This is a genomic window from Hymenobacter negativus (assembly GCF_016056375.1).
Classification (GTDB): Bacteria; Bacteroidota; Bacteroidia; order Cytophagales; family Hymenobacteraceae; genus Hymenobacter; species Hymenobacter negativus_A.
In genome coordinates this window covers 1-14,795 of sequence record NZ_JAEDAE010000018.1, presented here as the reverse complement: position 1 = coordinate 14,795, position 14,795 = coordinate 1, and the positions used below count along the sequence as shown (strand labels likewise).

General features: G+C 62.3%; 13 protein-coding genes. 3 read left to right on the top strand and 10 right to left on the bottom strand.

Annotated elements, in window-relative coordinates; translation table 11 throughout:
• Positions 1-4: 4 nt before the first annotated feature.
• From I7X13_RS21220 to I7X13_RS21200, 5 genes are all read right to left on the bottom strand, one after another.
• Positions 5-4,252, bottom strand: a complete 4,248-nt coding sequence (locus I7X13_RS21220) for an IPT/TIG domain-containing protein (protein ID WP_198077029.1) — start codon at positions 4,250-4,252, stop codon at positions 5-7.
• Positions 4,253-4,461: 209 nt separating this feature from the next.
• Positions 4,462-5,574 carry a lipid-A-disaccharide synthase gene (gene lpxB / locus I7X13_RS21215; RefSeq protein WP_198077028.1) on the bottom strand — a complete coding sequence of 371 codons (1,113 nt, stop codon included), beginning with the start codon at positions 5,572-5,574 and terminating at the stop codon, positions 4,462-4,464.
• 122 nt (positions 5,575-5,696) lie between these two features.
• Complete coding sequence (locus tag I7X13_RS21210; protein ID WP_198068025.1) at positions 5,697-6,113, bottom strand: 6-pyruvoyl trahydropterin synthase family protein; 417 nt, start codon at positions 6,111-6,113, stop codon at positions 5,697-5,699.
• A 78-nt stretch (positions 6,114-6,191) separates the two neighbouring features.
• Positions 6,192-7,211, bottom strand: coding sequence for a FecCD family ABC transporter permease (locus I7X13_RS21205; RefSeq protein ID WP_198077027.1), 1,020 nt, complete (start codon positions 7,209-7,211; stop codon positions 6,192-6,194).
• Entirely contained in the window at positions 7,211-8,122 is a 912-nt protein-coding gene (locus tag I7X13_RS21200; protein WP_198077026.1) for an ABC transporter substrate-binding protein, read from the bottom strand. Before I7X13_RS21200 ends, I7X13_RS21205 begins: the two co-directional genes overlap by 1 nt.
• 79 nt (positions 8,123-8,201) lie before the next feature.
• Here I7X13_RS21200 and rfaD point away from each other — a divergent pair, with 79 nt between their 5' ends.
• Both rfaD and I7X13_RS21190 read left to right on the top strand, forming a co-directional pair.
• Positions 8,202-9,170 (top strand): ADP-glyceromanno-heptose 6-epimerase, encoded by a 969-nt coding sequence (rfaD, locus tag I7X13_RS21195; protein ID WP_198077025.1) that lies wholly within the window; start codon positions 8,202-8,204, stop codon positions 9,168-9,170.
• A gap of 92 nt (positions 9,171-9,262) precedes the next feature.
• A complete protein-coding gene (locus I7X13_RS21190; protein WP_198077024.1) occupies positions 9,263-10,630 on the top strand; it encodes an FAD/NAD(P)-binding protein in 1,368 nt (455 codons plus the stop codon).
• A gap of 53 nt (positions 10,631-10,683) precedes the next feature.
• Here the strand turns inward: I7X13_RS21190 and I7X13_RS21185 are convergent, their stop codons facing one another.
• From I7X13_RS21185 to I7X13_RS21170, 4 genes are all read right to left on the bottom strand, one after another.
• Positions 10,684-10,962 (bottom strand): hypothetical protein, encoded by a 279-nt coding sequence (locus tag I7X13_RS21185; protein WP_198077023.1) that lies wholly within the window; start codon positions 10,960-10,962, stop codon positions 10,684-10,686.
• Positions 10,963-11,129: 167 nt separating this feature from the next.
• A complete protein-coding gene (locus I7X13_RS21180; RefSeq protein ID WP_198077022.1) occupies positions 11,130-12,137 on the bottom strand; it encodes a zinc-binding dehydrogenase in 1,008 nt (335 codons plus the stop codon).
• Positions 12,138-12,213: 76 nt separating this feature from the next.
• On the bottom strand, positions 12,214-13,095 hold the full coding sequence (locus I7X13_RS21175; protein WP_198077021.1) for a rhomboid family intramembrane serine protease: 882 nt from the start codon (positions 13,093-13,095) through the stop codon (positions 12,214-12,216).
• A 74-nt stretch (positions 13,096-13,169) separates the two neighbouring features.
• Positions 13,170-14,024 carry a hypothetical protein gene (locus I7X13_RS21170; protein WP_198077020.1) on the bottom strand — a complete coding sequence of 285 codons (855 nt, stop codon included), beginning with the start codon at positions 14,022-14,024 and terminating at the stop codon, positions 13,170-13,172.
• Between the two features lie 153 nt (positions 14,025-14,177).
• On the opposite strand from I7X13_RS21170, the gene I7X13_RS21165 reads away from it, so the two are divergent.
• On the top strand, positions 14,178-14,468 hold the full coding sequence (locus tag I7X13_RS21165) for a hypothetical protein (protein WP_198077019.1): 291 nt from the start codon (positions 14,178-14,180) through the stop codon (positions 14,466-14,468).
• Between the two features lie 124 nt (positions 14,469-14,592).
• Here I7X13_RS21165 and I7X13_RS21350 read toward each other — a convergent pair.
• A partial coding sequence (locus tag I7X13_RS21350; protein WP_213019126.1) for a hypothetical protein occupies positions 14,593-14,795 on the bottom strand: 203 nt, incomplete at its 5' end.

Below are 14,795 nucleotides of genomic sequence, written 5' to 3'. Positions count from 1 at the left end.
GCAACTACTCCACCACCACGCGCTGGATGCTGGGGGCGTTGCCTTCCGCTTGCACGGTGAGCAGGTAGGTGCCGGTGGCCAGGCCGGTGGTGGGCAGTTCGGTGGCGCTGCCGCTGAAGGCGCGGGTAGCTACCAGCTGGCCCAGCACGTTGCGCAGGGTAGCGCTGGCCTTGGCGGCCGGGGCCGTGAGGGCTACGTGCAGGGTGGCTTTGCCCGCTACCGGGTTGGGCCACACGCTGAACTCGCTCTGGTTAGCCTTAGCGGTGGCCAGGCCGGTGGTCACGGTGTACACGTTGGTGGTGGTGCTGGGGCCGCCGGCCGTCGTCACCACTACGTTGCCGGTGGTGGCACCGGCCGGTACGAAGAAGGTGATGGTGGTGCCATTCACCACAGTGAAGTTCGTGATAGCGACACCGTTCAGGGTGAGCGAAGTAGCGCCTGTCAGGTTGGTGCCGGTGATGGTCACGTAAGTGCCAACAGCCCCGGTGGAAGGCGTCATGCTGGCGATAGTGGGAGCCGGCGGCACTACCGTGAACAGTACGCCGTTGCTGGCACCGCCGGCAGTCGTCACAATAACGTTGCCGGTGGTGGCGGTGGCGGGCACTACGGCCGTCATGCTAGTGGCGCTGGTCACGTTGAACGTGGTAGCTGCCACGCCGTTGAAAGTAACGCTGGTGGCACCGCCAAAACCAGTACCGGTGAGGGTAACGGTGGTCCCGGTGGCGCCGCTGGGCGGCGCAATCCGGCTGATGGTGGGCACGGGCGTGGTTACCGTGAACAGCAGGCCGTTGCTGGCAATGCCATTGCCGGCGTACACCACCACGTTGCCGGTGGTAGCGCCATTGGGAACGGTCACGGCAATGGTCTGGGCATCAATTACAGCAACAGAAGCCGTGGCCACACCATTGAAAGTCACGCGCGTAGCGCCGGTAAAGTTGGTGCCGGTCAGCACCACGCCCGAGGCGATGGGGCCAGCATTAGGCGTGAGGCTAATGAGCGTGGGGGTGGGCGGCGGCGTGGCGCAGGTAGTGCTGAGCACAAAGTTGCCAGCCGCAATGGCACCGGTGCCGCGGTAGCCGCTCACAAACACGTAATAGGTAGTGCCGAAGGCTGAGCTAAACGTAACCGTTGAGGCCAGCGAATTGGCGGAGCAGTTTGCAGCATCGTCGTTGGCGCCCACACAGGTGTAGGAACCGCAAGTGCCCGAGTACACGAACAGCTTCGTATCGAAGTTGGTAGCCGCGTTGCAGGTCGATACGGTGATGTTAGCACCCGTGCCCACGATGCTGTAGAATACGCCAGCACCGTCTACACTGATGGCCGTGCAGCTGCCCGTGGGGTCACCAGTAGCAGTCGAGCCAACGGTGGTGCCGGTTACCGACTGGCCGCAGGTCAGGGCAATGGCACCGGAGCAGGCATCGTTCGCCGGCGGCACCGTGAAGGCCGTGGTGGAAGTGCCCGTGCCGCCCGGCCCCGTCACCGTAATAAAGCCGCTGGTAACCCCAGCCGGCACCGTCACCGTAATCTGGGTGCCCGAGTTCACGGTGAAAGTAGGAGCCACGGTGCCGTTGAAAGTCACCTGCGTAGCGCCGGTAAAATTGAGGCCGGTGATAACCACTACGGTACCCACCACGCCGTTAGCCGGCGTGAAGGACGAGATAATCGGAGCCGGAATCACAACGAAATTGGATGTCGAAACACCAGTGCCAACAGGCGTGGTCACGGCGATGGGGCCAGTAGATGCACCAGCCGGCACGGTGGCCGTAATCTGGGTGCTCGAAACCACCGTGAACGTAGGCGCCACAGTGTTGTTAAACTTCACCTGCGAAGCCAACGTGAAGCTGGTACCAGTGATGGTAACCACCGTGCCCACCGGGCCGGTTGTGGGGGTGAAGCTGGTGATAACGGGCGGTGCGCCTACCACAAACGGCGTAGCCGAAGTAGCCGTGCCGGTTGGAGCCGTAACGGTGATGGGGCCAGTGGTGGTGCCAGCGGCCACAGTAGCCGTGAGTTGCGTAGCCGAAACCACCGTGAAGCTGGCGGCAGTCGTGCCGTTGAAAGCCACGGCCGTAGTGCCCGTGAAGTTTGAGCCCAGCACCGTTACCACCGTGCCAGCCAGGCCGCCGGTGGGCGTGAAGCTGGTGATAGTGGGACCGGGAGCCGGCGTGGTGATGGTGAAGTTGGTGTTCGAGATGTCGAAGAAGTAGTTATCGGCAGCTTCTACCATGATGCGCGCCTGGGTCTGGTTGGCCGACAGGGTCGGGGCGATTACTACGGCCGAACCGTTGTTGGGCACGGCGGTGGCCAGGGTGGTCGGGTAGGTCAGGCCGCCGTCGAGGCTGAGCAGAATGTTGACCGTGGCGCAGCTAACGGGGGCATTGGTGGTGCCGGCCACGTCCCAGGTTACGGTTTGGGCCGCGCCGCCCGTCCAGGTTACGGCCGTGTTGGGGGCCTGCACCACAAAGGGACCGGAAGCACTGCTCACGTTCAGGTTCACCAGCGAGCTGTAGTTCACGCCGCCGATAACGCCAGCGGGGCCGCTGTGCTCGTCGCGGGCCGTGCAGCGGAACGACAATGTGCGCGTAACGGTGGGCAGGCGTTCACCGATGACAGTGGTATTGTTCACCAGGTCGGTCAGGCGCGGGAAGTAGCGGGTGCCGCTGGTCAGGGGCACGAAGGAGCGGAACAGGGGCACGTTCTGGCCGGCCACCTGCGCATCGTTAGGGGCTTGCTGAGCGCCGAGGTCCATCTCTTCCCACATGTAGGTGAGGGCGTCGTTTTCGGCATCGGTCGCCGTGGCCGTGAGTTTGAAAGGCGTGCCAACGGGCAGTGTTTTGCCGCCGGCCGGAGCCGTTACCACGGGGGCCGTGTTGCCGGTAGCCGTGGCCGTGCTGCACGTAGTACCATCAATGAAGGCCCGCATTTCCTGGTAGTTGCCAGTGTGGAAAGTCGGGTCCGAGTGGGGCTGCAGGTCATTGCTTGGCAAGCAGATACCAGCGTATGCCATGATGGTGGTGCCCGAACCGGGCTCCCAGGCCGTGCTGGCATTGCGGTTGCCGCCGGCGCAGCTGCCCGCATTCCCATTGAAGGGGTGATTGCCAGCAAACTGGTGGCCCATTTCGTGAGCTACGTAGTCGATGTCGAAGGCATCGCCCACGGGGCTGGGTGAGCCCGTCACGCCCTGGGCCTTGCGCGTGCCGCACACCACGCCGAGGCCGGCAATGCCGCCACCGCCGGTGCTTACCACGTGGCCAATGTCGTAGTTGGCCGTGCCGATGATGGCATTAATGTTCGACTGGTTCTGCGTCAGCATAGCAGCACCGTCGCTGTTGGTGTAAGCCGTAGGCGGCTGCGGGCCAGTACCGCTCAGAAATACCAGCTGGTTATTGTTGGCAACCAGCACCATGCGCACGGCCAGTTCTTTCTCGTACACGCCCACCACGCGGTTCACGGTGGCTACTTCGCCGGCAATTACGCCGGCGGTAGTGTTGCCCTTCGTGAGGGCGTATTCCGGCGTGTTGGCCAGCGCCAGACGGTAGGTACGCAACTGCGGACCAGAAGAAAGGGCTGTGGCGCTGCTGCCTGCAGCGGCCGCAGCCAGGCGAGTGGCGGCAGCTTGCTTATCAGCTGGCGTCAGCTGAAAATCGCAGCTGGGGATAGGACCCGCGGCAGGTGCCGCCCGGTTCATGTCCGTCTTATAGAAGGCCAGGTAGTGCCGGGTATCGGTCCGGGTGACGGGGTCGATGTAGAAGCTTTTGCCCGCGCCAGTCAGCACCTGGGCGTGGAAGCCCTGAGGCGACAAATCGAGGCGTACCGAAGCCGAAGCATCATCCAGGCCCACGCCAGCGTAGGTCTTGATGGCCGGAAACTGCGCAGCCAGCGCAGGTTCCATGATGGGAGCTTCGCGCAGCGCGAAGCGGCCAGTGCTGCCGTTGGGCAGCGGCAGGGCCAGCACCAGCGGCGCAGCATCGGTCCGGGTTTCAAGCGGAGCAGTGGCCAGGGCCGCCCGCAGGCCGTTCACGTCCAGCGTGAGTGGCTGCGAGTGGAACAGTGCCGCCGAAAGTGGCGAAGCTGACGCCGCGCTGCGGGCTTCGGCATCGGTCTGAAAAAATTGGGGAGTAGCCTGTTGGGCCTTGGCCCCGAAGGTCAGGCCCAGGGCCAGCAGTAGGGTGCCCACCCGGCCACGGCTACTACCCGCAGCAACGGTTGCGAGCCGTTGGGTGTTCGGCCAGCGAAAGTAAGGTTGTGTCATTAAAAGAGGGGTTGGTATGAATGGAGTAAATCTAAGGAATAACGCGTATTTCTCAGGCCATTTAGTCGGCTAACCAGCTGATTTAGTCGACAATTCTATTACTAACGGATGACATCCAATCTCAATAAAACTCATAGCACCCCGTAAACACAAAAAAAGCCCCTGAAAATACCAGGAGCTTTTTCATAATGATTTGCCAATCCATCAGGCTACTTGCCCCGAAGGTAGCTCACCATGAGCTCAGCGGTTTTTTTGGCGGCTTGGTGCTGGCCCAGCTTTTCGCGTAACTCAGCATAGCCGGCTTTCATGCGGCCCAGGTAGGCGGAGTCGGTGAGCAGGGTGCGCAGTTCATCGAGCAGGTTGCGGGCCGTGAAATCACCCTGAATCAGCTCTTTCACCACCTCACGGCCGGCAATCAGATTTACCAGCGAAATGTAGGGCACCTTGATAACCATCTTGCCAATGGCGTAGCTCAGCGAACTGGTGCGGTAGCACACAATCTGGGGCACGTCGAAGAGGGCCGTTTCGAGCGTGGCCGTGCCGCTGGTGACGAGGGCCGCCGTGGCATGGCTCAGCAGGTCAAAGGTCTGGTCGAAGACAAAGCGGATGCCGTTGCGGTGGAAGTGCTTATAGTAGTTAGGGTCGAGGTTGGTGACACCGGCCACCACGAATTGGTACTCCTGAAACCCTGGCAAAATGGCAATCATCTCGTGCAGCATCTCCTCGATTTCCTGCTTGCGCGAGCCCGGCAGCACGGCAATAATGGGCTTATTGGGCTCGAGGCGGTTGCGCTCGTAGAAATCGGCGGTGGGCTGAAACTCGGCTACGGCATCGGCCGTGGGATTGCCGGTGTAGTCGACGGGGTAGTTGAATTTCTGGTAAAACTCCGTCTCGAAGGGCAGAATAACGAACATCTTATCGACGTAAGCCTTCACCTTTTCGACGCGCCCCTGGTTCCAGGCCCATATTTTGGGCGAGATGTAGTAGAACACCTTAATACCCTGTTCCTTGGCAAACTTTGCCATCCGCATGTTGAAGCCGGCGTAGTCCACCAGAATCAGCACATCGGGCTTATAAGCCAGGATATCGGCCTGGCACTGCTTGAGGTAGCCTCGAAACTTGAGGATGCTGGTGGCCGCTTCCAGAAAGCCCATGATGGCCAGGTCCTGGTAATGGCGAACCAGCTCGCCGCCTTCGGCCTGCATCATGTCGCCACCCCAGTAGCGGAACTGCGCATCAGCGTCCTGTCCGCGCAGCTCATGCATGAGGTTGGCAGCGTGGAAATCGCCCGACCGTTCGCCGGCTATTAGGTAGTATTTCACTTTGGGAATGTTGAGTTTTGAATGTTGAGTTTTGAGTTGGGGGTTAATGCGCAGGTGCAGCTACTGAACAAGAATGACACCGCCTTTCCCATTCAACATTCAACCCTTAACATTCAAAACTTCTAGCCGCCGTAATATTCCACGAAGTTGCGCGGCGTTTCGTAGAGTTTGATGCAATGCAGCTTGGCCGGGGTGATGGCGGGCAGCTCTCGCTCGATGATTTGCCAGAAGGCGATGGCCAGGTTTTCGGTGCTGGCCATTTGGCCGGCCATGAAAGGCACGTCGAGGTTGAGGTTTTTGTGGTCAACCTGCTCGGTGATGTGCGTGCGCAGCAGGTCGGATAGGGCCTTCAAATCGACTACGAAACCGGTTTCGGGGTCGGGCTCGCCCTTCACCGTCACGATGAGGTCGTAGTTGTGGCCGTGCCAGTTGGTGTTGGCACAGGGGCCGAACACTTCACGGTTGCGCTCCTCGCTCCACTTAGGGTTGTAGAGCTTGTGGGCGGCGTTGAAATGTTCCTGGCGGCTGATGTATATCATTCTGGGGACTTGGGTACTCGGGGACTTGGTAACTTGGTTTGATGGGCGGAAGGCCAGCGCGTTGCACTAGCCAAGTCCCTAAGACCCCAAGTTCCGAAGTCCCTTACTTCGCAGCAAATATACGAAGAAGGGTACCCCGAACAGGGCCGTGACCAGCCCCACCGGTAGCCCGGCCGGTGGGTAGAGCAGCCGGGCCAGAAGGTCGCAGGCCAGCAAAAAGGCCCCGCCCAGCACCGCGCACACCAGCAGATTGTAGCGGCCTGTGGTGCCCAGCAGCCCCCGCGTGAGGTGGGGAACCAGCAGGCCCACAAAGCCCACCGGCCCGCACAGTGCCACCACGCCCCCCGTGAGGCCGGCCGCCAGCAGCACCAACAGCCAGCGCCGCCGGGCCACCGGCAAACCCAGCGCGGCAGCCCGCTCCTCCCCCAGTAGTAACAGATTGAGGTCCTTCTGCAGGAAGGCCAACACAAAAAGGCTGATAAACAGCGCAACAGCTGGGTACGGCAGCACATCCCACCCGGCCCGCTCGAAACTGCCAAACGCCCAGAACACCACGCTACGCAGGCTGCCCTCGGGCGAGGCCAGAAAGGTGAGCAGGCTGCCCACGGCCGCCGCCAGCGCCCCCACCGCCACCCCTGCCAGCAGCAGCGGGGCCGGCAGAATTTTGCCGCGCCGGGTGCCCAGCGCCACCACCAGCAGCGTGGCCGCGAAAGCCCCCGTCAAGGCCGCCACCGGCGGCAAATACACGCCCATCAGCGTGAGCGAGGGCACCAGTACGTATGCCGCAATGGCCCCCAGCGAGGCTCCGGAGGCCGTGCCCAGCAGGTAAGGGTCGGCCAGGGGGTTGGTGACTAAGGTTTGGAGGAGGTAGCCGCTCACGGCCAGGCTGGCCCCGGCCAGCAACGCAAGCAGCAGGCGCGGCAGGCGCAGCTGCACTAGCACCAGTTGGGCAGGGTCGGCGGAATTGTAGTGTTGGAAGGTGTTCAGGATGAAGGTGTACGACGTGGCGTAGCTGCCCACGCGCAGGCCCAGCACCACCAGCGCCAGCGCGAGCAGCAGGCCAATTATCAGCCACAACGCAGGACGACGAACCGGCATCAGCGAGCGGGAATGGGCAGTTTGGATGGGCCTTGGTTTAGCAAGCCTTGCAGTTCCCGCACCGACTCGACCACGCGAGGGCCGGGCCGCTCCATCAGGTTGCCGGTGATGGGGAACACGCGGCGGTTTTTATATGCGTTGATGCGTTTTAGCTCGGGGTAATTTTTGAAAAAGGTGCTGTCCAGCTTTTCAAAGGTGCCGCCCAGCAGAACGTCGGGATTCAGCTTGAGCACGTACTCGCGGGTGAGGGCCGGGTAGGGCTGCGGAAAGGTTTCGGTGATGGCATTGCGCCCGCCAGCGTAACGGATTTGGTTGGTAAACAGCGTGTTCTGACCGTAGCAGTAGATGGGGTCGAGCCAGGTAATGGCCAGCACTTTGGGGGTTTTGGTGGTGAGGCGGGCAGATGTTAGCGTGAGTTGTCGAAGTTGCTGCCGAAGCGAATCCGTCAGGTGCCGGGCCTGAGGCAGGCGACCCAGCAGGCGGCCCACGTCGTCGATGCCCTTGAACACGTCCTCGACGCGGCGGTAGCGCTGGAAATACACTGGAATGCCCAGGTCCTGGAGGCGCTTGGCGTCATCAACAGATGTGATGCCTTCGATGGTGAAAACCACGTCGGGCTTCAGCAGCACCAGTTTTTCCAGGTCGAGCGGGTAATTGTTCACCACGGGCTTGCGGTAGACGGCGGCCGGGTAATCGTCCTGCGGCACGCGGCCCACGATGGTGGCGGTATCGGCCACGGCAAACAGCATTTCGGTCATGCTGGGGGCCAGGGCCAGTACCCGACGCGGGTGGGCGGGCAGTTGCAGGGGCCGGCCCAGGTCGTCGCGCACTTGTACAGAGTCCGTTTTTTCGGCCTCGGATTGGCAACCCAGCAGCAGGGCCAGGGGTAAAAGCAGCAGCAGAACACGCATGGCGCAAAGGTAGGCGGCCAGCCCCACGGCCCGGCGCGCCGGTTTACCTTTGCTCACCTCCGCTTCAATCTCCGCTCTCATGATAGTAGTCACCGGCGCGGCCGGCTTCATTGCCAGCTGCCTAGTTTCCCGCCTCAACGCCGCCAATTTCAACGACATCGTTGTGGTGGATAATTTTTCCATCGAAAAGAAGCTGCCCAACATCGAAGGCAAAAAGCTGCGCGAGTACGTGGACCGCGAGACGTTTTTCGACTGGCTCGACGCCAACCACGAGCAGGTGGAGTTCATTTTCCACCTCGGCGCCCGCACCGATACCACGGAGATGGACCCGGCCGTGTTCGACGTGCTTAACCTGAACTATTCCAAGCAGATGTGGCAGGCTTGCGTGAAGTATAACCTGCCGCTGGTATACGCTTCTTCGGCTGCTACCTACGGCGACGGCACGCTGGGCTACACCGATAAAGACGAGGCGCTGTTCCCGCTCTACCGCCCGCTGAACCCCTACGGCGACTCGAAAAACGACTTCGACAACTGGGCGTTGCAGCAGGAAGAGAAACCATATTTCTGGGCGGGTTTGAAGTTTTTCAACGTGTACGGGCCCAATGAATACCACAAGGGCCGCATGGCCTCGGTAATCATGCACGCCTTCCACCAGATTCAGCAGTCGGGCTCGATGATGCTGTTCAAATCGCACAACCCCGACTACACCGACGGCGGCCAGATGCGCGATTTTGTGTACGTGAAGGACGTGGTGGAAGTATGCTTTTTCCTGCTGAATCACCGCACGCACTCCGGCATTTATAACCTGGGCAGCGGCCAGGCCCGCACCTTCCTCGATTTGGCCCTGAACACCTTCAACGCCCTGGGCCGCACGGCCGATATCCAGTTCCGCGACACGCCCGAGGATATTCGCGACAAGTACCAGTATTTCACCGAGGCCGATATGAGCAAGCTCAGAAGCATCGGCTACGACCGGCCGTTTACGCGCCTGGAAGATGGTATTCAGGACTACGTGCAGAACTACCTCGTGCCGGGCCGGTATATGTAGAGACGCATACTTGCGTCTCGCCGTCTGCGCCGACTCACTAAATCATTCACCGCAGAGACGCAAGTATGCGTCTCTACAACCGTCCTGCTTCTGTGAAACCAACCGCTCGTCCCGTTATTACCGTTGTGGGCGGCGGCTTCGCGGGCACGGCGCTGGTGCTGCAATTGCGGCGGCAGCCGGCACTGGTGGGGGCCGAAATTCATCTTATTGAGCCGCGCGAGGTGCCCGGTCCCGGCTTGGCCTACACCGCCCGGCGCCCCGAATACCTGCTCAACGTGCGCCCCGGCGGCCTGAGCCTGTACCCAGACGCGCCCAACCACTTTGCCGACTGGTTAAAACGCCAGCCCGAAAGCGCCGCCGGCCTGCCCGAATTTGCCTCCCGGGCTGCTTATGGCCGCTACCTGCGCGAGGAGCTGGCGCAGGAATTAAATACGGCGGCCGTGCGCTGGCATCAGACCACCGCCGTAGCCGCCCCGCTCCTGCCCGATGGCCGCCGCGCTGTGCAGCTGGCCGATGGCACGGTAATCGGCAGCGATGTTGTGGTGCTGGCGCTGGGCAACTTCCCGCCCCCGCCGCCTACCGGCCCCGACCAGCGCTACCTCCAGCACCCCGGCTACCACGCCGACCCGTGGGCCGTGGGCAACCTGCGCCGCATCGGCCCCGACGAGGACGTGCTGCTCATCGGCTCAGGGCTAACAGCGGTGGACGTGTTGCTGGCCATGCGCCAGGACGGCCACCGCGCGCCCATTACGGTAGTGGCGCGGCACGGCCGCTGGCCCTCGGCGCATGGCCCGGTCATGGCCGCTTATCCCAGCTTTTACCCCGAGCTGGCGCACGAAACTACCGTGACCGGCGTGGTGGCGGTGTATAAGCAGCACCTGAAAGCAGCGGCGGCTCAAGGCCTCAACTGGCGGGCGGTGCTGGACTCGCTCCGGCCCGACCTCGGCCGCATCTGGGCGGCGTGGCCGTTGGCAGAGCAGCGCCGGTTTCTGCAGCATTTGGCGGGCCTGTGGGCTGTGGCCCGGCACCGTAGCCCCCCGCAGAATGCAGAAGCAGTGGCTGCTCTCACGGCCGCCGGACTGGTGCAGCTGCACATTGGCACGGTGCGCGAGATTTTGCCCGAAGGCAACCGGCTCCGGGTGGGAGTCCGATGCCACAGCCCGGATACCTGCTGGCACACCGCCGACCACGTTGTCAGCTGCGCGGGGCCGCTACTGGATTATTCGCGCATTGCCACTCCATTGGTGATGAGCCTACGAGCGGCCGGCGACCTTACCCCCGACCCATTGCACCTGGGCCTGCTGACGGATGCCCACGGCGCACTGCTAAACGCGGCCGGCGCGGTTTCGCCGGGCCTATTCACGCTCGGCCCCAGCCGCCGGCCGGCTTACTTTGAGTCGACGGCGGTGCCGGAGCTACGGCAACAGGCGGCAGCACTGGCAGCCCACCTAGCGCAATAAAAAAGCCCTCGAAATAAAATTCCGGGGCTTTGTAAGTCGGTTTGGGCTTGTGGTTAGGCAGCCATATTTTGCTGGCCGGGATAGAGCGGCAGCACAGTGGCTTCGTCGGCGAAGAAGGACGACGCGGCGGAAGTAGCGGCGGGAGCGGCAGCCGTGTCGTTGGCATGATGACGCAGGGCACGCATCAGCAAATAGCGGTATTTTTCGGCATCGGCCACGGCTTGCTCAATGGCATTCAGCGCGACATCGTAAGCCACCACGGGCTGCAATTCGCGGCGCGGGCGGCGGGCTTCAAACACTTGGTTTTCGAGGTATTCGGCGGCGGACTTCATGGCGGAAACTGGCTGGTTTGGTTTCGTCTTTTAGCGTGCATTATTAACCCTAAAACCACTGTTTTCATTCCAGAAAACAAGGATTTTACCGCTTTTATGACAAGCAAAGCGGGGGCTCAGATTCAGTGAATCTGAGCCCCCGCTTCCGATAATAACAAGCTCAATTCTCAGCCGATTTTCAGTATTACTTTGCCGAATTGCGCGCCCGCATCGAGGTGGCGCAGGGCGGTTTCTCCCTCGGCTAGCGGAAAGACTTCATCAATCACCGGCACCAACTTTTTTTCGCTCACCAGGGCCAGCATTTCTTCAAAATCCTGTTCCGTACCCATGGTGGAGCCCAGGATGCTGAGCTGCTTCCAGAAGACTTTGGCGGGCGGCACGTCGGGGATATTGCCCAGCGTACCGCCGTAGAACACAATGCGGCCGCCCGGCGCAGCGGCATCAAGCAGGGCTCCAAAGGCAGCGCCACCGGCACTGTCAATGATGACATCGAACGCGCCGCCGGCTTGCTGGGTGAGGGCTTTCACCCAGTTTTCGGTGTTGTAGTTAATGCCGCCTTTGGCTCCGAGTGCCTGGGCGCGGGCTATTTTCTCTTCGGAGCTGGACGTTACCCACACCTCGGCGCCCCGGGCCACGCACAGCTGCACAGCCGTAATGGCCACGCCACCGCCTACGCCGGTCACTAGCACCCGCTCGCCGGGCTGCACCTGGGCGCGAGTGAAAGCTGCCCGATAGGCGGTAAGACCTGCCAGTGGCAGGGCTGCCCCCTGCTCATAGCTAAGGTGGGCCGGCAGCGGGCGAATGTATTGGGCCGGCAGGGTGATGTATTCGGCAAACGTGCCGGGGTCGGGCATGCCGAGTACCACGAAATCGCGGGCCTGGGCGCGAGGGTTGTTGCCCCAGCGCAGGCCGGGGTTGATGAGCACGCGAGTGCCCACGGACGGCGCATCGGCCGGCACGTCGGGGCCGTGGGCGGCTACTTCGCCCGCGCCATCGGCCCCCAGGGTGCAGGGCAGCCTGATGCCGGCGTACTTCCCTTGCTGAATAAATACGTCGCGGTGGTTGAGGGCGGCAGCGTGCAGCCTCACGAGGATTTCGCCGGGGCCGGGCGTGGGCGTGGGCACCTCGCGCACGGCGGCAGGCTGGTGGATGGCATCGAGCTGGAGGGCTTGCATGGATGGTTTAAATGGTAAGTAATGGATGAAAGAACGGTCATGCTGACCGTTCTCGATTAGCGCCTTCAATACCAGACTATGTGGCTTCGACTTTCTCGCCACCCTTCAGCCCGATAAATGCCAGCGGGCCAGCGATGAACAGGCCGGTGGCCAGACCACCAAGGTGGGCCGCGTTATCAATATTGCCGGTGAGGCCGGAGAGCAGATTGCTAAGCACCAGATACAACACCAGGCCCAGCATGGCACGGCGGTCGGACTTATCGAGCACCAGCTTTTTGCCAATTAAAAGTGCCAGCAGTAGACCGTAAAGGCCGAAAATAGCCCCGCTGGCTCCCACAGAATTAATGCCCTGGGCATTCCACCACAGGCTGGCCAGACCGCCACCCACGCCGCAGGCCAGGTACACCAGCAGCAGGCGCAGCGGGCCCACCCGGTCTTCCACCAGCAGGCCCAGCAGCCAGAGGGAGAGAATGTTCAGCAGCAGGTGCGAGAGGCCGGCGTGCACAAACATGTACGTGAGCAGCCGCCAGGACTGGCCGTGCAGCGTGAGGTAGGTGACGTTGGAGCCCCAGTGTATGAGCTGCGGCCCGGTGGGGTCGGAGGCCGACACGCCGCTGAGCACCATCAGGCCAAATATCAGCAGGCAGGCATCGATGAGCAGCGGCGTGGCCAGGAAACGGCGCGACGGTATGAATAGCCCGCGCAGCAAATGGCCCAGCAGCTGCGGCCAGGTTTCGGCCTCATCCTCGGTTTTGACGAGTGGCGGCGCTGGGCGCGGGGTGTCGGGCAGCAGGCCGCGCCGGTTGAGCTCAGCCACGGCGGCGGCCCCCACGGCGGGCGGATAGCGGGCCGAATTCTGGGCCAGGTACAGCAGCTCAGCTTCGGGCTTCTGGGCAAAAAGCTGGGCGGCGAGCGCGGCCGTGGAGCCGGGAGCGTGTTCGGGGGGAGATGATTCCATGAGGAGCCGGACGCGGCAAGGAGTGCGCCAGCTTCCCCAACCGGCCAATTTGCCAGATGTTGGAAATGGAGCGCCTACAGCCGCACCCGGCGCACGATGGTATTATACGGCTGGCCCGTGACCGGTGATTTTGGCAACAGGCCAGAGAGCAGGTCGCTCACATCAGCAGCGCGCTTGCGGGTCTGGTCGTTTTCGTAGCTCTGGGGGTTGTTGGCTACGATGAGCAGGTCGTTCAGGCCTTCCTGTTGCTGCCGGGCCACGCGGGTCATGATGTCGAGGTGGTCGCTCATGGCCGGGCCGAATTTATAGCTGTAATTCATCGCCTTATTCCACTGCTCCCAGGTAGATTCTACCGCCTGGATGTGGCCGGGCAGCGCGGCATCGAGCTGGCCCCGACGGGCCTGGTTCATCACGTATTCGGTCTGGGTTTCGGCCGTCCAGAAGCGCTTGGCCAGCTCGCGGTACTGGCGCAGGGGCATGGCCTCCTGAGCCGCGGCGGCGCGCTCACGGGCCGGAATGCGTTGCACCTGCCGCTGCACGCTGGCCACCACGGCCGGCCCAAAATCGGGAATGGTAGAGGTGGCCACCTCCGTGAGGCGGGGCGGGGCCTTGGGTTTGGTCGGAGCGACGGCTACTGCGGCGGCCGGTGGGCTATTCTTGTGGTTGATGAAGTAGAGCACGCCCAGGCTCAGGGCCAGCACTACGGCCACGGCCAACACCAGCGGGCCGGTGGGCAGCCCGCGCGCAGGCGGCGCGGCCATGGCTACCGGTTCAGCCAGTGCGGGCTGAGATGGCGCTACGCCCCGGCGACGCAGCTCGCGGCGGGCTTCGGCCACAATGTCGGGCTGGTAGTAGTCGGGGTTCTCGACGAGGAACTGCAGCTCGGCGTCGGTTTTCTGGTGGTAGAAGTCGGTGATGGAGTCGGCCACGGCAAGTGGAATATCGGGTGAAAAGGAAAGTTCTCAGCAAGATGGCAAACGCCGCGCAATTGGCCGCGCCCAACCGTGCGGGCCGGCCGCCGTAAACTCAGCCACGGGGCTGCTTTCGCGCCTCGTTCATCCTTCACATTCCCTCCCCAAACCATGCCTGACCCCACGCAGAACCCCACCGACCCGCAGCCCGACTACGCACCCACGTCCAGCACGCCCGACCAGACTTCGGAGCAGGATGCCACTGTGAACGCCACGCCCGACAAAGGCCCGGATGAGCAGCCCAGCACGGGCACGTCCATCCCCAGCAGCACCCAGCAGAACATGGGCGACGGGGCCGGAATTCGCGGCGACTACGGCGATGCCAGCCAGACCAACGGCCTCGAGGGCGGCCCGGATACGCCCGACCAGCCGATGACCGATACCGAACTGACGGGCTCGTAAATCAGCCAATAGTTAAGAGCACAGAACGTCATGCTGAGCGAAATCGAAGCCTCGCTACCGCGCAAGTAATTCATTTACTGCTGCGGTAGCGAGGCTTCGACTTCGCTCAGCATGACGTTCGTTTTTAGTTGGTATGACCGTTATTCTTACCAAGCACGCCATTCTTATCATCCAGCCCACCCGCTTTCGTGGCGTAATTTGCGGCAATTATTCGTGCTGCTGATTTTCCCTTGATGCGTCGTTTCCTTTCCGCTAGGCGGTTTTTGTTTTTTCTGTTGTTGCTGAGTGGCGTCAGCGGCTGGCTGCCCGCCCTGGCCCAAACCGAGG